Origin of the sequence: Luteibacter sp., assembly GCF_036499525.1 — a bacterium.
Classification (GTDB): Bacteria; Pseudomonadota; Gammaproteobacteria; order Xanthomonadales; family Rhodanobacteraceae; genus Luteibacter.
The window spans coordinates 33,780-53,238 of the sequence record NZ_DASYDO010000059.1; the positions used below are offsets into that span (position 1 = coordinate 33,780).

Sequence of the window (19,459 nt, forward strand, 5' to 3'; positions counted from 1 at the left end):
CGCGCGCTCCTACGTACCGAGCAGGCGCGGCGTGGCGTTGGCGCTGATGATTGCGGTCATGGCGGCAGCCACCTTGTGGTTGCCGGCAATGATATTGCCGCTCTCCGGCAGACCGTCGCGCCCGGAGAAATCGCCGTATACGCCGCCCGCCTCGCGAACGAGCAGGGCGCCCGCGGCGATGTCCCACACGCTGAGGCCCGGCTCGAAGTAGCCATCCACGCGACCCGCGGCCACATAGGCCAGGTCGAGTGCCGCGGAGCCCATGCGCCGGACGTCTTCCGCTTCCTTGAGCAGGGCGGCGGTCATGGCCAGCTGCGACTCGAGGTGGTTGCGCACGCGATAGGGGAAGCCGGTGGCGATCAGCGCGCCGCCCAGGCCTTCACGCTTGCCCACGCGGATGCGGCGATCGTTGAGGTAGGCGCCGTCGCCCTTGCTCGCGGTGAAGAGTTCGTCGCGCAGCGGATCGAACACCACGCCATACACGGGCTCGCCCTTCTCGACCAGCGCGATGGACACGCTGAAGTGGGGGATGCCGCGCAGGTAATTGTGCGTGCCGTCGAGGGGATCGATGACCCAGGTGAGCGGCCCCTTGCCGATCTGGCCCGATTCCTCGCCCAGGATGGCGTGCGTGGGATAGGCGCGGCGCAATTCCTTGACGATCTCCGCTTCGGCGAGGCGGTCTACCTCGGAGGCGAAGTCCATCCGTTGCTTTTCGACGACCGCGAGGCCTTCGATGCGGTTCATGTAGCGCAGGATGATGTTTCCTGCGGAGCGCGCGGCGCGCGCCGCGACGTTGACGGCGGGTCTTGGCATGGGGGTCGACTTGGCAAAAGAACGGGAGAGCGGTCAAGAGCCGCATCAATCCAGAAGTTTACCACCCCGCTTCGTCTCACCCAAGTCGTTGCCGTTGTAGACTTTCCGGTCCTCCCGTCAGTCGTCCGCCAGCCATGGCCCTTTCCGAGCTCCACGATCGCCTCCGCTTCGTCCTCGTTCGTACCTCGCATTCGGGCAACATCGGCTCGGCCGCGCGCGCTATCCGCACCATGGGCTTCGACCGGATGACCCTGGTGGCGCCGCACCGTTTCCCCGATCCGGAGGCCACGGCCCTCGCGGCCGGCGCCGACGACGTGCTCGGCCAGGCGGCGATCCATGAGGACCTGGTGTCGGGACTGGCGGGCACCACGTTCGCGCTGGGCCTGTCCGCGCGACGCCGCGGCGTGAACCTTCCAGAGCTGGACCCGCGCGAAGGCGCCGCCCAGGCGATCGCCGCCGCGCGCCGGGGCGAGCAGGTGGCCCTGGTGTTCGGCAACGAGCGCACGGGGCTGGAGAACGACGAACTGTCGCGCTGCCATGCGATGGTGCGCATCCCCAGCGTCGACGACTTCAGTTCCCTGAACCTCTCGCAGGCGGTTCAGGTCATGGCTTACGAGTTGCGCACGGCGCTGCTGGCCGACGAGGTGCAGCCGCCTGCCGCCGACGTCGATCCGGACGAAGTACCGGCCGACGCCGAACAACTCGAGCGATTCTTCACCCATCTCGGTGAAATGCTCGACGACATCGAGTTCCACAAGGGCCGCTCTCCCGTCACGATCATGCTGAAGCTGCGCAAGCTGTTCCTGCGCGCCCGCCCCGAACTGCGCGAATTACGCATCCTGCACGGTATCCTGGCCGACGCGCAGCGCATGGCGGCCATGGCACACAAGACAAAACCGTAGGAAAGGTCGCGGAAAAGCCGGGCCAGTGCCGGCTGAAGGTGGCGGGATTCCTCATCGAACGTCATGAACCGACGGTCGCTGTGCGGGTTTGAACCCGCATGAAACCGGGACGGTCATTCCTCGACGGCGAGTTCGTTCGTATCCACCGTACTCACCAGCACCTTGTCGATGCGCGCACCGTCCATGTCCACCACTTCGAAGCGATGGCCCTGCCACGCGAAGGCCTCGCCGGCGCGCGGGATGTGGCCAAACTGCGTCGTGATCATGCCGGCCACGGTGCGGAAATCGTGCTCTTCCTCGTTGGGCAGGCGCTCGAGCTGGAGCAGTTCGCGCAGGTCGTCCGCCGGGAGCGAACCGTCGATCAGCCAGCTGCCGTCGTCGCGACGCACGATCGGCCCTTCCGGATCGTCGTCGTCCGCGGCGGGGGCGGTGGCGCCCACCACCGCCGTGAGCAGGTCGTTCAGCGTGACAAGGCCTTCGATATCGCCGTATTCGTCCACGGCCAGCGCGAGTTGGGTGTCCGCATCGCGAAACGCCTCCAGCAGATCCAGCGCGCGTGCCGTGGCTGGCACGAAGAGCGGCCGTGACATGTGCGCGAACAGGTCCACCGGGCCACGCTCCAGCGAAACCACCAGCGACTTGACCTCGACCGTGCCGATCACCTCGCTTTCGTCGCGCCGGTAAACCGGATAGCGGGAGAACCGGGATTCGCGGAGCACGGCCAGGTTGTCCTCGTGCGAGGCGGCGACATCGAGCCACGCGATCTTCATGCGCGGGGTCATCACCGAGCCCACGCTGCGGTCGCCCAGGCGCAGCACCCGGTTCACCATGTTGCGCTCGTCGCTGTCGAGGATGCCCTGCTCGGCGCTTTCGGCCACCAGCAGGCGGATTTCCTCTTCCGTCGCCGCATTGGCGCCCACGCGATGCAGGCGCAGCACCCGGAGGATGCCGGTGGAGATGTGATTCAACAGCCACACCATCGGCAGGGTAATGCGTGAGACCACCAGCATCGGTACGGCGATCTGGCAGGCGATGCGCTCGGGCGCGGAGAGGGCGGCGCGCTTGGGCACCAGTTCGCCGACGACAATCTGGACCAGGGACATCAGGAGGAACCCGAGCAGCCAGCCGAGAATGCGGGCATAGGGTTCCAGCCAGGCGGCGCCCCCACCGTGGATGAGGGCGGTGAAGTGCTCGCCAAGGCTGTCGCCCGCCACTGCACCGGTGACCAGGATGATGATGGTCATGCCCACCTGGACCGTGGAGAGGAACCGCTCCGGCGCCTCGGCCAGTTGCAGGGCCACGCGGGCGCGGCGGCTGTCGCGGGCCAGCTGCTTCAGGCGGCTCTTGCGCGACGCGACCACGGACATTTCCGACAGAGCGAAGAACGCGTTGCCGAGGGAGAGGACGAGGACCAGCAGGATTTTGGTGAGCATCGGGCGCTTATATAGCAGATGGCCGCGTCGGGGTCCCGAAGGCCCGGGAGCGCGACGGGCGAGGCAGGGGCTCCGTCCGTCCGGTAACATAACGCTCACAAATCCCCCAGGTTCCAGGCAACCCCATGTTTTCACTCCAGACAATGTTCGGTAAGGGCGACAAGTTCTACGGCCTGCTCGAGGCAAGCGCCGAAGCCGCCCGCGAGAGCGCCAAGGCCATGCATGAATTGGTGACCCAGACCGACCGGACGCCGGTGATGGCCGCCTTCAGCACGGCGCGCGCCCGCGAGAAAGCCCTGCACGGGCAGATCGGAGAGGAACTGGTGAACACCTTCGTCACCGCGCTGGACCGCGAGGACATCGAGGCGCTGAATTCGGCGCTGTACAAGATTCCCAAGACCATCGAGAAATTCGCCGAACGCTACGTGATCGTCGCCGAGCGCCTCCAGGGCATCGACTTCGGTCAGCGCGCCGCCTTGCTGGAACGCTCTGCCGAAGTCGTGGTAGCCATGATCGGCCAGTTGCGCCACGGCCTGAAGATCGACCCGGTGAAGAGACTACGCGACCAGCTCCAGGCGCTGGAATCGGAAGCCGATCGTCTCCTCCTCGATCCTTATCGCACGCTTTATGCGGAGGGCTCGGACCCGCTACGCGCCATCCTCGCCAAGGATCTGTTCGAGCTCGTCGAGAAAGCCGTCGATAAATGCCGCGATGTCGGCAATGTCGTCTACTCCATCGTGCTCAAGAACTCCTGAGGCCGGGGTTCCCATGAGCATGGTCATCGCGGTCGTCCTGATCGCCCTCGCTTTCACCTACATCAACGGCTTCCACGACACGGCGAACTCCATCGCGACCGTGGTCGCCACCAAGGTGCTGACCCCGGGCCAGGCCGTGCTCCTCGCGGCGGTCACCAACCTCGCCGGCGCTCTCTGGGGCACCGCGGTGGCCGCGACGATCGCCTCGGGACTGATCGATACGGGCGTGGTAGAGGTCGGTTCGCACCTGCTGATCAGCGCGCTGCTCGGGGCGACCATCTGGAACCTCATCACCTGGTGGCTCGGCCTTCCGTCCAGCTCCAGTCACGCCCTGGTCGGCGGCCTGTGCGGCGCTGCGTTCGCCGCGGCGGGCGACAACATCCATTCGATCATCTGGTGGCAGGGCGGGACACACTGGTGGCTGGGCAAGGGCGTGGTTCCGAAGGTGATCGTGCCGATGATCGTCTCGCCTTTCCTCGGTTTCGTCATCGGCTTCCTTATCATGGGAGGCCTCTATGCGTTGCTGGGCTTCTTCTCCAGCCGCAACGGCGCGTTGCGGCGATTTGGCCGCACACCGTTCGTGAACAGCTTTTTCGGCAAGGCGCAGATCGTGTCGGCCAGCGCCATGGGCCTTTCCCACGGCATGAACGATGCGCAGAAGAGCATGGGTATCATCGCCCTGGCACTGGCCGGCGCCACCGCCGCGGGCCATTTCGATCATCTTCCGGTGTTCCTCGATTTCCTGCGCATCCCGCACGATCCGGCGGCGGCCGGCGGCTTTCCGATCCCGGTGTGGGTGAAGGTGGTCTGCGCCCTCACCATGGCGGGCGGTACCGCGGGCGGTGGCTGGCGGATCATCAAGACCCTGGGTCACAAGATGGTGAAGCTGCATCCCATCAACGGTTTCGCCGCCGAGGGCAGCTCGGCGGCGGTGATCCTCACCGCGTCGATGCTCGGCGTGCCGGTGTCCACAACGCATAACGTGTCGGCTTCGATCATGGGCGTCGGCGCGGCGAAGCGCTTCAACGCCATTCGATGGTCGGTGGTCGAACGCATGGTGTGGGCGTGGATCCTGACCCTGCCGATCACGGCGGGCCTGGGTTACGGGCTGGTGAAGCTCGGCAACCTGTTCTTCTGATCAGAGGGCGTCGGCTTCGCCGTTGACCACCTGTTCCAGCTGGTCGCCGATTGCGCCCAGTTCTTCGATCAGCCGGGCCAGCTCACGCTCGTCCAGGTAGTCGTATGGGCGGTTCTCGCACAGGTGCAGGTAGGGCGAGCCGTCGAGGTCCGCCTCGGCGAGATAACCGGTGCGCTGTTCCCAGTTGAAGCGCAGGCAGCGCCTGGCATCCACCCCCGCCAGCGGGCCGATCGGCGTCGAAAGACGCAGGAAGCGCTGGCCCTCGCCATTCTCGAGTTCCGCGAGGTAAATGCCCTGGTGCCGCCCGTCCGGCAGTTCCAGGTCGAAGCTGATGACGTAGGGCTCGTTCTGGCGGAGCTTGTGGATGCCGCCGACATGGGAGCGAATCGCTTCGAAGTGTCGCATGGCCGTCATCCACGGATCCGTCGTGAGGATCTCGGATGGTACCCTCAACGGCGTTCCGGAACATGCAGGAAACGACCATGGTCGATGAATTCGCGACCGACGAGGCCAGTGAAATCCGGGCGCGCCGCATCATCGAGGCGGTCGCCGCCATTCCGAAGGGCCGAGTGGCCAGCTACGGCGCCATCGCGGCACGTGCGGGTTATCCGGGGCGCGCCCGCCTTATCGGCAAGGTGCTGGGCGATGCGCCCAATCGCCCCAACCTGCCATGGCACCGCGTGCTGCGTGCCGACGGTCGTATCGGCATTCCCGCCGGCACGCGTGGCTTCCGCGAGCAATGCAAGCGACTGAAGGCCGAAGGCGTCGTCGTGAAGGACGGCCGCGTGCCCATGAGCGCCTTCGGGCTGGATCACGACCTGGACCGGGCCATCTGGGGCTTCCCGGCCTGACCGTCACCGATAGGTCACCTCGGTCAGCTTCCAGGACCGTGAAGGATCCCGGTGCAGCGCATACTCGAGTAACCGGGCGTGGGTTGGGCCGCGCATCGGCCGGATGTCGACGGTGCGGACCACCGCATCGACCTGCTGTCCCGCCGCGCAGTCCACCCGCCCGTCGCGCAGGGGACAGGAGGGCTCCAGGAGGACGCCCGTGAAAACGATGCGGCCGCCAGCGGCGTAGCCTGGCGAGGTGCCGGCGAGAAGGCTTCCGGCGACGACTGCAGCGGTGACGAATGCTCTGTGCATGACATCCCCCTTCGGATGAAAACGCAGTGGGGTCGCGGACTTCGCGCCCCGGCTCCATTAGCCCTTATTGCACGTCGAAAGAAAACGACCCTCATCGCAAATCGAGGTAAGTAAACGTATGTAAGGATGTCGTCCGGTGCGGCGTCGTCACGGCGGTTTGTTAGCATGGACGGATGCAGTCCCAGGCACTCGATCTTCTTCACTCCGTTTTCGGCTATCCCGGATTCCGCGGCCAGCAGCAAGCCATCGTCGAGGCGGTCGCCGCGGGTGACGACGCGCTCGTGCTCATGCCCACGGGCGGTGGCAAGTCGCTCTGTTTCCAGATTCCCGCGCTCATGCGCCAGGGCACCGGCATCGTGGTCTCGCCGCTCATCGCCTTGATGCAGGACCAGGTGGACGCCCTCGGCGAAGCCGGCGTGCGGGCGCGTTACCTCAATTCCAGCCTGGACGCCGTCACCCAGCGCGACGTCGAGGAGCAACTGCTCGCGGGCGAACTGGACATGCTCTACGTGGCACCGGAGCGCCTGCTCACCGGACGCTTCCTCGGTCTGCTCGATCGCATCCCCATCGCGCTCTTCGCCATCGACGAGGCGCACTGCGTATCGCAATGGGGCCACGATTTCCGCCCCGAATACCGTGAGCTGGCGATCCTGCACGAACGCTTTCCGGAAGTGCCGCGCATCGCGCTCACCGCCACCGCCGACGAACGCACGCGCGAAGAGATCGTCGAGCGGCTGAACCTGCACGGGGCGCGCCGTTTCGTTTCGAGTTTCGACCGGCCAAACATCCGCTATCGCGTGGCGCCGCGGCAGAACGCGCGCCGCCAGCTGCTCGATTTCCTCGACGATCACCGTGGCGAGGCAGGTATCGTTTATTGCCTCAGCCGGCGCAAGGTCGACGAAACCGCGGCCTGGCTGTCGGAGGCCGGCGTCGAGTCCCTTCCATACCACGCGGGCCTGGATGCCGGGACGCGCACGCGTCATCAGCAGCGCTTCCTGCGCGAGGAAGGCGTGGTGATGGTTGCGACGGTGGCCTTCGGCATGGGCATCGACAAGCCTGACGTACGCTTCGTCGCCCATCTCGACCTTCCGCGCAGCATGGAGGGCTACTACCAGGAAACCGGCCGTGCCGGCCGTGACGGCTTGCCGGCCGAGGCGTGGATGGTCTACGGCCTGGGCGACGTCGTCACCATGAGCCAGATGATCGCGCAGTCCGAGGCGGGCGAAGCCCGCAAGCGCGTCGAGCGGCTGAAGCTGGATTCCCTGTTGGGCTACGCCGAAGCCACGCGCTGCCGCCGCCAGCTGCTGCTGGAAGCCTTCGCGGAAACCTATCCGGCGTCCTGCGGCAACTGCGACAACTGTCTGCAGCCGCCGAAGACATGGGACGCGACACTGGCCGCGCAGAAGGCCATGTCCTGCATCTACCGCAGCGGGCAACGTTACGGTGCCGGACACCTCATCGACATCCTGCGCGGCGAGGCGGCCGAACGCGTGCGCGACCTCGGCCACGACAAGCTCACCGTGTTCGGCGTCGGTGCCGACATGGATGCCACGCAGTGGCGCTCGGTGTTCCGCCAGCTGCTGGCGGCGGGCCTCATCGAGGCGGATCCCGAAGGCTATGGCACGCTGCGCCTTTCCCCCAGCAGCGGGCCGGTGCTGAAGAGCGAGTGCAGGGTATGGCTGCGCGAGGATGCGCGGCCCACGAAGGGTCGCCGCACGGCGCGGTCCACGCCCGCGGTGGCGGGCGCGTCGCTGGGTATCGAGGAGATCGAGCAGCCACTCTGGAACGAGTTGCGCCGCGTTCGTGCCGAACTGGCGAAGCAACACGGTGTGCCGGCCTACGTCATCTTCCACGACGCCACCCTGCTGGCCATGCTGCGCGCCCTGCCGGGCAACGAAGAAGAGCTGGCCTCGATCAGCGGTGTGGGCGAGAACAAGCTCAAACGCTACGGCAAGGATTTCCTCGCCGTGCTGACCGCGGCAGGGTGATAGCCTAGCGTCCCTAGATGCCGCGGGCGGCCTGCGGCACTCGATCAGGAGTTTTCGTGCACGACGCCACGCCGCTCATCGCCACCCTCGTCGGCGGCCTCGTCCTCGCCTTCATCTTCGGCGCCCTGGCGCTCCGCCTTCGCCTGCCGGTGCTCGCCGGCTACCTGGTCGCCGGCGTCGTCACCGGACCGTTCACACCCGGCTATGTCGCCGACGCGCACATCGCGCAGGAACTCGCGGACCTCGGCGTCATCCTGCTCATGTTCGGTGTGGGACTGCACTTCTCGCTGAAGGACCTGCTGGCGGTCAAGGCCATCTCCATTCCTGGCGCCGCCGTACAGATGGGCGTCGCCACGGGACTGGGCATGCTGCTGGGCTGGTGGCTGGGCTGGCCGGCCGCGCAAGGTTTCGTCTTCGGTCTCGCCCTGTCCGTGGCCAGCACGGTGGTGCTGCTCCGTGCGATGGAAGAGCGCCGCCTGCTCGACACCGATCGTGGCCGTATTGCCGTGGGCTGGCTGATCGTCGAAGACCTCGCGATGGTGCTGGCACTGGTGCTGCTGCCGGCGATCGGCGGTTTCCTCGGTGCGGGACACGACGGCCCGGCGCCGACGGTCGGCGCCATGGTCGAGACCGTGGCCTGGACGGTCGGCAAGGTAGTGGTCTTCGTCGCGCTGATGCTCATCGTGGGCAAGCGCGCCATCCCCTGGGTGTTGCAGGCCGTCTCCGCCAGCGGGTCGCGCGAACTGTTCCGGCTGGCCGTGCTGGCCATCGCGCTGGGCGTCGCGTTCGGCGCGGCACACCTGTTCGACGTGTCGTTCGAGCTGGGCGCCTTCTTCGCCGGCATGATGATGGGCGAATCGAAGCTGTCGCAGAGGGCGGCGGAAGAAACCCTGCCCCTGCGCGACGCCTTCGCCGTGCTCTTCTTCGTCTCCATCGGCATGCTGTTCAACCCGCGGATCGTCGTTGAGCAACCGTGGGTCGTGCTCGCAGCGTGCCTCATCATCATCGTGGGCAAGTCGCTCGCTGCGTTCTTCATCGTGCGCGGGTTCGGCCGCCCGCCGAAGACAGCGTTGACCATTGCCACCAGCCTCGCGCAGATCGGCGAATTTTCGTTCATCCTCGCCGGTCTGGGGGTCTCGCTCGGCCTTCTGAGCGCGCAGGCGCGCGACATCCTTCTCGCCGCCGCGATCGTTTCCATCCTGGTCAATCCGCTGCTCTTCGTGGCACTCGATCGCTGGATCGCACGGCACGACGCCGACGCGCCGGACGATCACCCCAACATGGCCGGGCACACCGTACTGGTAGGGCACGGCCGCGTGGGCCGCCGCGTGCTCGCGGAACTCCAGGCGGCCGGTTTGCGCACCCTGCTGATCGAATCTGACGAAGATGCCGTACGCGAACTGCGCGAGAGGGGCGGCGTGGAGGTGGTGATCGGCAATGCCGCGGCGGCACTCGTCCTTGCCGAGGCCAACCTCACCGATGCCCGTGCGCTGATCATCGCGGTTTCCGATCCCTTCGAAGGCGGGCAAATCGTTCGTGCCGCGCGCGCCCTTCGGCCGGACCTGCCGATCGTGGCACGCGCGCATTCGCCCGAATGCGCGGACCACCTGGGTGGCCTGGGAGCCAGCAAGGTCATTTACGGAGAGCAGGAAGTTGCGCGGAGCATGTTCGAGGCGGCGCAACCTCAACGACAATCCCAGCATTGACGGTAGGAGCGCGCCTTGCGCGCGACATCTTTTGAGGCCGTGAGCAGCAGGGCCTGACGCTCTTCGCAAAAAGATGTCGCGCGCAGGGCGCGCTCCTACAATATTTCGCCGACACGTAACGCTAACAATTCGGCCGTTACCGTAATAGAAATCACGGCCGATCAAGAGGACAGCATGGCATCCCGCATCGAGGATTACGCGATGCTCGGCAACTGCCGGAGCGCGGCGCTGGTGGCGAGGGACGGTTCCATCGACTGGCTGTGCCTGCCCCGGTTCGATTCCGCTTCCTGCTTCGCCGCCCTGGTCGGCTCCGGGGACAACGGCCGCTGGCGTATAGCCCCCGCCGATCCCGACGCGACCAGCCAGCGCCGTTACATCGACGGCAGCCTTGTCCTGGAAACCGAGTGGCGGACGGCCACGGGCCGGGCCCGGGTGATCGACTTCATGCCATTCGCCGGCGACCAGGTGGGCGTTACGCGCATCGTCGAAGGGCTGGAAGGGCGCGTGGACTTTGAAGCCGTGCTCACTATCCGCTTCGATTACGGCAACACCATCCCGTGGGTCACACGTGCCGACGAAACCACGATGACCGCGGTGGCAGGTCCGGACCTGCTGGTCGTGCGCAGCCCGGTCGCCGTGGAAGGGGAGGGCCTGCACAGCGTCGCCCGCTTCAAGGTGGGCAAGGGCGATTCCATTCCCTTCGTCATGGCCTGGGGTCCATCGCACCTGCCGCCGCCTGAAGCCCTCGACCCGCACGCCGCGTTGCGCGATTCGCTCGATTTCTGGGCTGGCTGGTCGGACCGTTGCAACAAGGCGGGGGAGTGGTCCGATATCGTCCGCCGTTCGCTTGTCGTATTGAAGGGCCTGAGTTACCTCCCCACGGGCGGCATCGTCGCCGCACCCACCACGTCGCTGCCGGAGCAAATCGGCGGCGAGCGCAACTGGGACTACCGCTTCTGCTGGGCGCGCGATGCCACCTTCGTGCTGTCGGCCCTGGTCAATGCGGGATATCACGACGAAGCCAGCGCATGGCGCGACTGGGTGCGCCGTGCCGTGGCTGGATCGCCGGAACAATTGCAGGTGCTCTATGGCCTTGCGGGTGAGCGCCGCCTGGAGGAATTCGAAGTGCCCTGGCTGCAGGGCTACGAAGCCTCGCTGCCGGTGCGCATCGGCAACGCGGCCTCAACGCAGTTCCAGCTGGACATCTACGGCGAGCTGGTCGGTGCGTTCGCGCACGCCGTCCGTCACGGCGTGGTCTGGCAACCCACCGCCGACAGCGTGCAGTCGGTGTTTCTCGAGCACCTCGCCGGCATCTGGCGCCAGCCCGACAACGGTATCTGGGAGATCCGCGGCGAGCCGCGCCATTTCGTCCATTCAAAGATGATGGCCTGGCTGGCGTTCCAGCGTGCGTCCGAGCAAGAGCGTGAGGGGCACGATGACGGTCTCAACCTGCGCTGGCGCACCGTCGCCGACGAGATCAAGGCCGACATCCTCGCCAAGGGCGTGGATCCCGAGCGCGGATGCTTCACCCAATCTTATGGTTCGAAGGAACTGGATGCGAGCCTGCTGCTGGTGACGCTCACTGATTTCCTGCCGGCTGGCGATCCGCGCGTGGCCGCGACGGTGAAGGCGATCGAGGAAGACCTCCTGGTCGAGGGCTTCGTGCATCGCTACCACACGAGCACCGGCGTGGACGGCTTGCCGCCTGGCGAAGGCCAATTCCTGCCATGCAGCTTCTGGCTCGTGGAGAATTATGTATTGCTGGGCCGCCTCGACGAGGCGCGCGAGCTGTTCACCCGCCTGATAGGGCTCACGAACGACCTCGGCTTGCTCTCCGAGGAGTACGATCCCCGGTCGAAGCGACTGCTGGGCAATTTCCCCCAGGCCTTTTCACACGTCGCATTGATCAATGCCGCCTTCAGCCTCGCGAACGGTTACAGCGCGACGGCCGATGTCCACGCCACACCTGAAGCACTCGATACCCAAGGAGCCCGTGCATGAGCCCAGCCCAACCGAAGCGCGCCACCTCGCGAGCTCATCCGGCCGATCCCTGTACCGTCGTGATCTTCGGCGCCGCCGGCGATCTGACGAGCCGGCTTGTCGTTCCTTCGCTGTACAACATGCGCCGCACGGGTCTGCTGTCCGATAACTTCTCGGTGATCGGCTTCAACCACGGCAAGATGACCGACAACGCGTGGAAGAAGAGCCTGCGCACGGCGCTGGAGCGCTTCGTCGGCAATGCCGGCAGCAAGCTCGACGAGGACGCCTGGGACTGGCTGAGCGGGCAGATGAGCTATCACGCCGGCGATTTCGACGACCTCTCCGCCTTTCAAAGCCTGGCCGTGCGTTTGCGTGAAGTGGAACGCAAACGCGGCACGAAGGGCAATGTGCTGTTCTACCTCGCTACACCGGAACGCTTCTTCGGCGACGTGATCGAGAAGCTGCGCGATGCCGGACTCGTCGACGACGGCGGTGCGAACGGCGACTTCTGGCGCCGCGTGATCATCGAGAAACCGTTCGGCCACGACCTGGCCTCGGCACGCGCGCTCAACGAACGCATCCTCAAGGTGCTGCGCGAGGACCAGATCTATCGCATCGACCACTTCCTCGGGAAGGAAACGGTGCAGAACATCATGGCGTTCCGTTTCGCCAACGGCCTTTTCGAACCCATCTGGAACCGCGACCGTATCGACCACGTGCAGATCACCGTGGCCGAGACCGTCGGTGTCGAACGTCGCGGCTCGTTCTACGAGCAGACCGGTGCGCTGCGCGACATGGTACCGAACCACTTGTTCCAGCTGCTGGCGATGGTGGCGATGGAGCCGCCCAGTTCCTTCGATGCCGAGGCGGTACGCACGCGCAAGGCCGAAACGATCGACGCGATCCGTCCGGTACAGCCGGAAGACGCCGTGCGCGGCCAGTACGGCCCGGGCGCGGTGAATGGCCAATTGGCGAATTCCTATCGTGACGAACCGGACGTGGCGCCGGATTCGGTGACGGAAACCTTCGTCGCCATGAAGCTCTCCATCGACACCTGGCGCTGGTCGGGCGTGCCGTTCTACCTGCGCACGGGCAAGCACATGGGCCGGCGCACGACGGAGATCGCCATACGCTTCAAGTCCGCGCCCTTCGCGCCGTTCCGCGGCACAGGCATGGACGCATTCGGTCCCGACTGGCTGGTGCTGCAGATCCAGCCGGATGAGGGCATCTCCCTGCAGTTCGACGTGAAACGCCCGGGCCCGCGCGTGGAACTCGCACCGGTGCGGATGGACTTCAAGTACGCGGACTGGTTCCGTGCCGAACCGAACGTGGGTTACGAGACGCTGCTCTACGATTGCATGACGGGCGACCCCACCCTGTTCCAGCGCGCGGACATGGTGGAGGCCTGCTGGCGCGCCGTGCAGCCGGTGCTGGACGACTGGTCACAGCGCACGCCGGCGGATTTCCCGAACTACGCCTCGGGCAGCGCGGGCCCGGCCTCGGCCGACACCTTGCTCGCCCTGGGCGGTCGCTCCTGGCGCCCGTTGAATACCGCGACGGAACTCAACACGCGCCGCACGGCCAAGTCCACCAAGGTCGACATCCCCACCGCCGAGAAATCGCCGGAGCGCCACGCCGCGAAGAAGCGGGCCGCGGCGAAGAAGGTCATGCGCGGCACGTCGGTGAAGAAGACGGCGACCGCGCGTAAGGCGACCCCTGCCACCAAGGCCGCCACAGCAAAACGGCCGTCCCCCAAGACCACGCGACCACGCAAGAAGTAGCTTCGCGGCCGAATGGAGGAGCCGTTATAGCGGCTCCTCCAGAATCGCCCGGCGTAACCTGCTGGCTGCAGGGCCGATATTTTCGCTGCGTCGCACCATCCCTGCTTCCTTGGTCGATTCTCTCTCGAATCGCCCGGATCGCCCCGAAAAACCTCCGGCGACTGAGCCGCTTACGTCAGGTCTTGGACGATTCGCTCCTCCCATGGATCGATCCAAACGCCCTATGAGAATTTCCGCAATGCAGTATTTTGCATTTTAGGAAAAAATTAATAAATTCAACGTATTGCACGGTTCTCCCTAACTTTAGATCGAGTTAAAAAATCAGTTGACAACGTTGTCAGCGGACTCGGAGAATCAGCCGGTAATACCACTGCAACGATGATCAGGTCGCGGTGGGGCCTTGCCGGCAGGGCGGTTGCGGCAAGACGCAGGGCAAGAACACACCAACGAAACGAACGAAGCGAACGCGGGCCACGGCCGGCGCGGCGGCGTTCGTTCCGCAAAAAAACAGAAACCCCCTCCCCAGGAGATCGATGTGAACCACCGGATCAGCGCACTTTCCATGGCCATCATGGCCGGGCTGTTCGTCACAGGCAGCGCGATGGCGCAGGACGCGGCGACGCCCGCGCCGGCCGCGAGCACCGCCAAGAAGAAGACCGACGCCAATGCGCAGGACGCGTCCAGCCTCGAAGGCATCACCGTCACCGGTATCCGCGCGAGCCTGCAGAAGTCGCTCGACCTGAAGCGCAACTCGGATTCGATCGTCGACGCCATCTCGGCCGAGGACGTGGGCAAGTTCCCGGACACCAATGTAGCCGAGTCGCTGTCGCACCTTCCGGGCATCAGCGTGGACCGCAACTTCGGCGAGGGCGACAAGGTCAGCATCCTGGGTACCGACCCTGCGCTGAACCGCCTGCTTCTGAACGGGCAGACCCTCGCATCGACCAACTGGACGTCCGACCCGAACAACCCGGACAGCCGCTCGTTCGACTACAGCCTGCTCACCTCGGAAATCATCGGTAACGCCCAGGTCTTCAAGACCCCGCAGGCGAACATCGACGAGGGCTCGATCGGCGGTACCGTCATCGTCAATACGCGCCGTCCGCTGGACCTGAAGGCGAACACCCTCACGGGCAACGTGAGCTACGGTTACAACGACCGCGCCGACACCGGCAAGCCGAACGCCTCGGTGCTCTACAGCTGGAAGAACAAGGACAATACCTTCGGCGTGCTCGGCTCGCTGATGCATTCCGAGCGCATCATCGACCGCCAGGGCACCGAGATCTTCGGGTACCAGCGCGCCAACGATCCGGCCGACACCAATCCGGACCACCAGTTCGCACCGGGCGTCGTGCCGGCGGACCAGCAGCCCACGTACCCGACCGCGATCAACACCGCGTGGTTCCAGCAGCGCCGCAAGCGCGACGGCGTGTCGACCGGCCTGCAGTGGAAGCCGAACGACGCATTCGAGCTTAATTTCACCGGCCTGTACGTGACCGAGAAATTCGACAACTTCAACCAGAGCCGCTATGGCGACTGGTCGGGCTCCGCACCGTCGGCGACCGCGGCGACGATCAACAACGGCGTCATCACGAACGCCTCTTACGGCCCGAACGCGCCAACCTACCTTGACGGCTACGAGCGCGAGTCCAAGGTGAACACCGGTGCCGCGCAGCTGCGCGCCGATTGGTTCGGCGATGGCTGGACGGCTTCGAGCCAGATCGGCTACACCGGTTCCACCGGCGGTTCCAAGGGCATCTGGAACACGCAGTTCAAGTCCATGGGCGGCTACGATTGGAACCTGGCGGGCGAGCATCCGCAGATCAACTACAACAGCCCGGACAATCCTTCGCAGGCCGTGATCAATGGCGTGGGCTTCAGCCGCGCGCCCACCTATGATCGCGAGCGCTACTTCCAGGCTGACTTCTCCCACGACGTGGCCTGGGGACCGTTGAACCAGATCGAAGTCGGTGTAAAGGCGACCAACCACTACAACGGCCAGGACGCGTATGCCTCGCGCTTCCCGTCGCTCGCGTCGATGGGCGTGGACGGCCTCACGCTGGCCGACTGGGCCGGCGGACAGACGCCGGACGCCTACCTGGGCGGCCTTAACGGCACCCCGAGCATGGCCAACTGGACGACCATCGGCAAGGGCGCCCTCAAGGACGGCGTGAACGCCCTGGTGGACCAATACGGCTCGCCAGTCGATCCGAAGGCCACCTATGCGATCCAGGAGCAGAACCGCGCGTTCTACATCCAGGGTGACTTCTCCGGCGACAACTACCGCGGCAACCTGGGCGTGCGCTACTTCCGCACCCGCGACACGGTGGACGGTTTCAATTCCGTCGGCACCGATACGTATGCCCCGGTGAACAAGCGCAGCGCTTACCACAACTGGCTGCCGTCACTGAACATCGCCTACGACGTGGCACAGGACCTCACGCTGCGCTTCGCATATGCACAGACCATCGCCCGTCCGCGCTATCAGCAGATGACCCCGTACGTCGCCCTCGACGACCGCAGCCTCACCGGCTCGCGCGGCAACACCGAGCTCGGCCCGTACAAGTCCACCAACTATGACTTCTCGGCCGAGTGGTATTTCTCCGAGAACAGCGTGCTGGCGGCCGAGCTGTTCTTCCGTCGCATCTCGGGCTACATCCTGAACACGCAGGTGCTCGAAACCCAGTACAACCTGACCAACCAGCGTGACGACGTGTACCAGATGCAGGTGCCGATCAACGCGGGCGTGGCCAAGGTCAAGGGCGCGTCGATCAGCTACCAGCAGAACTTCGGCCTTGGTTTCGGCATGCTGGCGAACTACACGTACTCGGACGCGGACACCAGCAACGACTTCCCGCTGCCGTACAACTCGAAGAACTCGTTCAACCTGTCGCCGTTCTTCGAGCAGGGTCCGTGGAGCGCCCGCGTCACCTACAGCTGGCGTTCGTCGTACTTCACCTCGATCGCCGCGCTGCAGACCCAGCAGATCACGGGTATCTTCCGTGAACTCGACGCGTCCGTCGGCTACCAGGTCAACGACCACATGCGCATCTCCCTCGATGGCACCAACCTGCTCGACGAGACCTACCAGGTCTACGACGACCGCCCGAGCCAGCCGCTCTACTCGTACAAGAACGGCCGTACATACACGCTGACGCTGGGCTTCAAGCTGTGATGCGCCGCGCGTCGCTGGCCCTGGCGTTCTGGCTTGCTGCCGGAGCGGCCAGCGCCAGCCCGCCGGGGGAGAGGGACCTCTCCTCCGGCTGGCGCTTCCGTCTCGCGCAAGGGACGGAAGCGGACGCGCACAACGACCTGAAGGACTGGCTCCCGGCGCAAGTGCCCGGGGCCGTCCAGACTGACCTCCTGGCGCTGCATCGGATCGGGGATCCGTTCTGGCGCGACAACGAGGCCAGCCTGCAATGGATCGGCCTTTCCAACTGGGATTACCGGCTGGACTTCGACGTGGACGCGGCCGCCCTGGCTCGCGGTCACGTCGATCTTGTTTTCGATGGCCTCGACACCTTTGCCGAGGTCACGCTCAACGGCAGGAAACTGCTCGTGACGGACAACATGTTCCGCCGCTGGCGCGTGCCGGTGCGGGACGTCCTGCACAAGGGCGGCAACACCCTGGACGTCCACCTCCAGTCGCCCATCGCACGGTTGCTCCCCTGGCTGATGAAGCAGCCGTACTCCTTGCCGGGCGAATTCGATTCCGCCTTCGGCGACGAGCCTAAAGGCAAGCAGACCTCCAACTATGTTCGCAAGGCGAACTACCAGTACGGCTGGGACTGGGGTCCGCGCTACGTCACCCTCGGCATCTGGCGACCGGTGCGCCTGGAATCCTGGGATACCACGCGCCTGGCCGACTTCCATATCTCCCAGCAGCACGTGGACGCCGACAACGCCCGTCTCGAAGCGCAGTTCGACCTGCGCGCGGACAAGAGCGGCCCGGTGATGCTCAAGGTGGACTGGACCGCGCCCGACGGCAGCCACGGCCACGAAGAGCGCAGCGTGGCCCTCGCGAAGGGCGAGAACCATGCGTCGCTACCGGTCGATATCGCCCATCCGCAGCGCTGGTGGCCCGTGGGCTACGGCGATCCCAGCCTCTACCGTTTCCACGCTGAGGTTTCCGCCGATGGAGCCACGGTCGCAAGCGTCGAGAAAGACACCGGCCTGCGCAGTGTGGAACTCCGCCGCGAGAAGGACCCGTGGGGCAGGAGCTTCGCCTTTGTGGTGAACGGCGTGCCCATCTTCGCCAAGGGCGCGAACCTCATTCCGTTCGACAGCTTCCCCTCCCGTGTCACGCCGGGGCGCATGGAGGCGTTCCTTCGCTCGGCGAAGGACGCCAACATGAACATGCTGCGCATGTGGGGCGGCGGCACCTATCAGGACGATGCCTTCTATGCGGCGGCGGATCGCCTCGGCATCATGATCTGGCAGGATTTCATGTACGGCGGTGCGATCACGCCGTACGACCCGGCCTTCCGCGAGAATGCGCGCGTCGAGGCGGTGGAGCAGGTCACTCGTTTGCGCGACCATCCCTCGATCGTGCTCTGGGCCGGTAACAACGAAGTGCAGACCGGCTGGGACGACTGGCCGGACCGGCAGGACTTCCGCAAGTTCGTCAATGCGGATGAAGTAAAGCGCGTCGACGAAGGCATGCGCGAGCTGTTCGGCAAGACGCTGCGCAAGGTCGTAGGCGACCTGTCGCCGCAGGTGCCTTACTGGGCCAGTTCGCCGAGCACCGATTACGAAGGTCCGGCCAACGTCGAGAGCGACGGCGATTACCATTATTGGAAAGTGTGGTCGGGATCCGAGCCGATCTCCCACTACCTCGACATGACGCCGCGCTTCCAGTCCGAGTACGGCCTGCAGTCATTCCCCGTGATGGCCACGATCAAGGCCTTCGCCGAGGAAGGCGACATGCAGCCCGAATCGAAGGTGATGCGCGCCCACCAGAAGTTCGCGAACGGCGACGGCAACCAGCGGCTACTGCTCTACATCCGCCAGGAATACGGCGAGCCGAAGGACTTCCCGTCTTTCGTGTACCTGAGCCAGGTGATGCAGGCGGAGGGCATCGAACTTGCCGCCGAGCACCTGCGCAGCGCGCGTCCGCGCAGCATGGGTTCGCTGTACTGGCAGTTGAACGACGTATGGCCGGGTGCCTCGTGGGCCAGCGTCGATTACTTCAACCGCTGGAAGGCCTTGCAGTTCCACGCAAAGCGCTTCTACGCCCCCGTTGACGTGGTGCCTATTCGCCGCGAAGGAAAGACCGAGGTATTTGCGGTGTCCGATCGCACTACGGATTTCGAGGCAACGTTGCGCACGCGGGTCTACGACATGGGCGGCAAGCTGCTGCGCGAGACGAACCGACCGCTACGCGCCGCCGCGCTTTCGAGCACGACAGCCGGGACGGTCGACGACGCGACCCTGCTGAAGGGCGCCGATCCGCGCAGGACCGTGGTTTCCTTCGACCTGCTGGAGCAGGGTAAGCCCGCCGCGCACCACCTGCTGTATTTCGGCGCAGCGCGCACGCTCGCGCTGCCGAAGCCCGGATTGTCCACCTCGCTGCGCGACGACGGCCACGGCCTCGTGCTTACCGTGTCGGCGAAGCGCCTCGCGCGCGCCGTATGGATCGACACGGGCGACCTTGACGTGCGCCTGGCACAGAACGCGTTCGACCTGCTGCCGGGCGAAAGCGTCGATATTGCGATCGAAGGCAAGGTCGATATCGATGCGCTTCGTCATGCTGTGACGGTACGCTCGCTCGTCGACGCCCTGAAGGAGACCACGCCGTGAATCCCAGCCGCCGTAACTT

General features: G+C 65.6%; 14 protein-coding genes. 10 read left to right on the forward strand and 4 right to left on the reverse strand.

Annotation, left to right across the window (positions count from 1 at the left end):
* Positions 1-9: 9 nt before the first annotated feature.
* The gene (locus tag VGM71_RS11050) at positions 10-813 is read right to left on the reverse strand and encodes an inositol monophosphatase family protein (RefSeq protein ID WP_331545022.1); all 804 of its coding nucleotides are present in this window, start codon (positions 811-813) and stop codon (positions 10-12) included.
* A 134-nt stretch (positions 814-947) separates the two neighbouring features.
* On the opposite strand from VGM71_RS11050, the gene VGM71_RS11055 reads away from it, so the two are divergent.
* Complete coding sequence (locus VGM71_RS11055) at positions 948-1,715, forward strand: RNA methyltransferase (protein ID WP_331545024.1); 768 nt, start codon at positions 948-950, stop codon at positions 1,713-1,715.
* Positions 1,716-1,828: 113 nt separating this feature from the next.
* On the opposite strand, the gene VGM71_RS11060 is transcribed toward VGM71_RS11055, so the two are convergent.
* A complete protein-coding gene (locus VGM71_RS11060) occupies positions 1,829-3,148 on the reverse strand; it encodes a hemolysin family protein (RefSeq protein ID WP_331545026.1) in 1,320 nt (439 codons plus the stop codon).
* A 125-nt stretch (positions 3,149-3,273) separates the two neighbouring features.
* Between VGM71_RS11060 and VGM71_RS11065 the strand changes: the two genes are divergently transcribed.
* Positions 3,274-3,903 (forward strand): pit accessory protein, encoded by a 630-nt coding sequence (locus VGM71_RS11065; RefSeq protein WP_331545028.1) that lies wholly within the window; start codon positions 3,274-3,276, stop codon positions 3,901-3,903.
* Between the two features lie 13 nt (positions 3,904-3,916).
* Complete coding sequence (locus tag VGM71_RS11070; RefSeq protein ID WP_331545030.1) at positions 3,917-5,041, forward strand: inorganic phosphate transporter; 1,125 nt, start codon at positions 3,917-3,919, stop codon at positions 5,039-5,041.
* Here VGM71_RS11070 and VGM71_RS11075 read toward each other — a convergent pair whose 3' ends face one another.
* Positions 5,042-5,446 (reverse strand): hypothetical protein, encoded by a 405-nt coding sequence (locus VGM71_RS11075; protein WP_331545091.1) that lies wholly within the window; start codon positions 5,444-5,446, stop codon positions 5,042-5,044.
* 77 nt (positions 5,447-5,523) lie between these two features.
* Between VGM71_RS11075 and VGM71_RS11080 the strand changes: the two genes are divergently transcribed.
* Complete coding sequence (locus VGM71_RS11080) at positions 5,524-5,892, forward strand: MGMT family protein (protein ID WP_331545032.1); 369 nt, start codon at positions 5,524-5,526, stop codon at positions 5,890-5,892.
* 3 nt (positions 5,893-5,895) lie between these two features.
* Here VGM71_RS11080 and VGM71_RS11085 read toward each other — a convergent pair whose 3' ends face one another.
* On the reverse strand, positions 5,896-6,186 hold the full coding sequence (locus VGM71_RS11085) for a hypothetical protein (protein WP_331545034.1): 291 nt from the start codon (positions 6,184-6,186) through the stop codon (positions 5,896-5,898).
* A gap of 173 nt (positions 6,187-6,359) precedes the next feature.
* Between VGM71_RS11085 and recQ the strand changes: the two genes are divergently transcribed.
* The 6 genes from recQ (at position 6,360) to VGM71_RS11115 (ending at position 19,440) form a co-directional block, all read left to right on the forward strand.
* On the forward strand, positions 6,360-8,174 hold the full coding sequence (gene recQ, locus VGM71_RS11090; protein WP_331545036.1) for a DNA helicase RecQ: 1,815 nt from the start codon (positions 6,360-6,362) through the stop codon (positions 8,172-8,174).
* A gap of 56 nt (positions 8,175-8,230) precedes the next feature.
* Positions 8,231-9,880, forward strand: coding sequence for a YbaL family putative K(+) efflux transporter (gene ybaL / locus VGM71_RS11095; protein ID WP_331545038.1), 1,650 nt, complete (start codon positions 8,231-8,233; stop codon positions 9,878-9,880).
* A gap of 174 nt (positions 9,881-10,054) precedes the next feature.
* Complete coding sequence (locus VGM71_RS11100; protein WP_331545040.1) at positions 10,055-11,881, forward strand: glycoside hydrolase family 15 protein; 1,827 nt, start codon at positions 10,055-10,057, stop codon at positions 11,879-11,881.
* Positions 11,878-13,641 (forward strand): glucose-6-phosphate dehydrogenase, encoded by a 1,764-nt coding sequence (gene zwf / locus VGM71_RS11105; protein WP_331545042.1) that lies wholly within the window; start codon positions 11,878-11,880, stop codon positions 13,639-13,641. Before VGM71_RS11100 ends, zwf begins: the two co-directional genes overlap by 4 nt.
* Before the next feature lie 562 nt (positions 13,642-14,203).
* The gene (locus tag VGM71_RS11110) at positions 14,204-16,816 is read left to right on the forward strand and encodes a TonB-dependent receptor (protein ID WP_414675118.1); all 2,613 of its coding nucleotides are present in this window, start codon (positions 14,204-14,206) and stop codon (positions 16,814-16,816) included.
* Positions 16,816-19,440 carry a beta-mannosidase gene (locus VGM71_RS11115; protein ID WP_331545046.1) on the forward strand — a complete coding sequence of 875 codons (2,625 nt, stop codon included), beginning with the start codon at positions 16,816-16,818 and terminating at the stop codon, positions 19,438-19,440. Before VGM71_RS11110 ends, VGM71_RS11115 begins: the two co-directional genes overlap by 1 nt.
* Positions 19,441-19,459 lie beyond the last annotated feature (19 nt).

Coding starts and splice junctions, on each gene's coding strand:
- VGM71_RS11050 (WP_331545022.1), bottom strand. CDS start 813: ATGCCAAGACCCGCCGTCAACGTCGCGGCGCGCGCCGCGCGCTCCGCA.
- VGM71_RS11055 (WP_331545024.1), top strand. CDS start 948: ATGGCCCTTTCCGAGCTCCACGATCGCCTCCGCTTCGTCCTCGTTCGT.
- VGM71_RS11060 (WP_331545026.1), bottom strand. CDS start 3,148: ATGCTCACCAAAATCCTGCTGGTCCTCGTCCTCTCCCTCGGCAACGCG.
- VGM71_RS11065 (WP_331545028.1), top strand. CDS start 3,274: ATGTTTTCACTCCAGACAATGTTCGGTAAGGGCGACAAGTTCTACGGC.
- VGM71_RS11070 (WP_331545030.1), top strand. CDS start 3,917: ATGAGCATGGTCATCGCGGTCGTCCTGATCGCCCTCGCTTTCACCTAC.
- VGM71_RS11075 (WP_331545091.1), bottom strand. CDS start 5,446: ATGCGACACTTCGAAGCGATTCGCTCCCATGTCGGCGGCATCCACAAG.
- VGM71_RS11080 (WP_331545032.1), top strand. CDS start 5,524: ATGGTCGATGAATTCGCGACCGACGAGGCCAGTGAAATCCGGGCGCGC.
- VGM71_RS11085 (WP_331545034.1), bottom strand. CDS start 6,186: ATGCACAGAGCATTCGTCACCGCTGCAGTCGTCGCCGGAAGCCTTCTC.
- recQ (WP_331545036.1), top strand. CDS start 6,360: ATGCAGTCCCAGGCACTCGATCTTCTTCACTCCGTTTTCGGCTATCCC.
- VGM71_RS11100 (WP_331545040.1), top strand. CDS start 10,055: ATGGCATCCCGCATCGAGGATTACGCGATGCTCGGCAACTGCCGGAGC.
- zwf (WP_331545042.1), top strand. CDS start 11,878: ATGAGCCCAGCCCAACCGAAGCGCGCCACCTCGCGAGCTCATCCGGCC.
- VGM71_RS11110 (WP_414675118.1), top strand. CDS start 14,204: ATGGCCATCATGGCCGGGCTGTTCGTCACAGGCAGCGCGATGGCGCAG.
- VGM71_RS11115 (WP_331545046.1), top strand. CDS start 16,816: ATGCGCCGCGCGTCGCTGGCCCTGGCGTTCTGGCTTGCTGCCGGAGCG.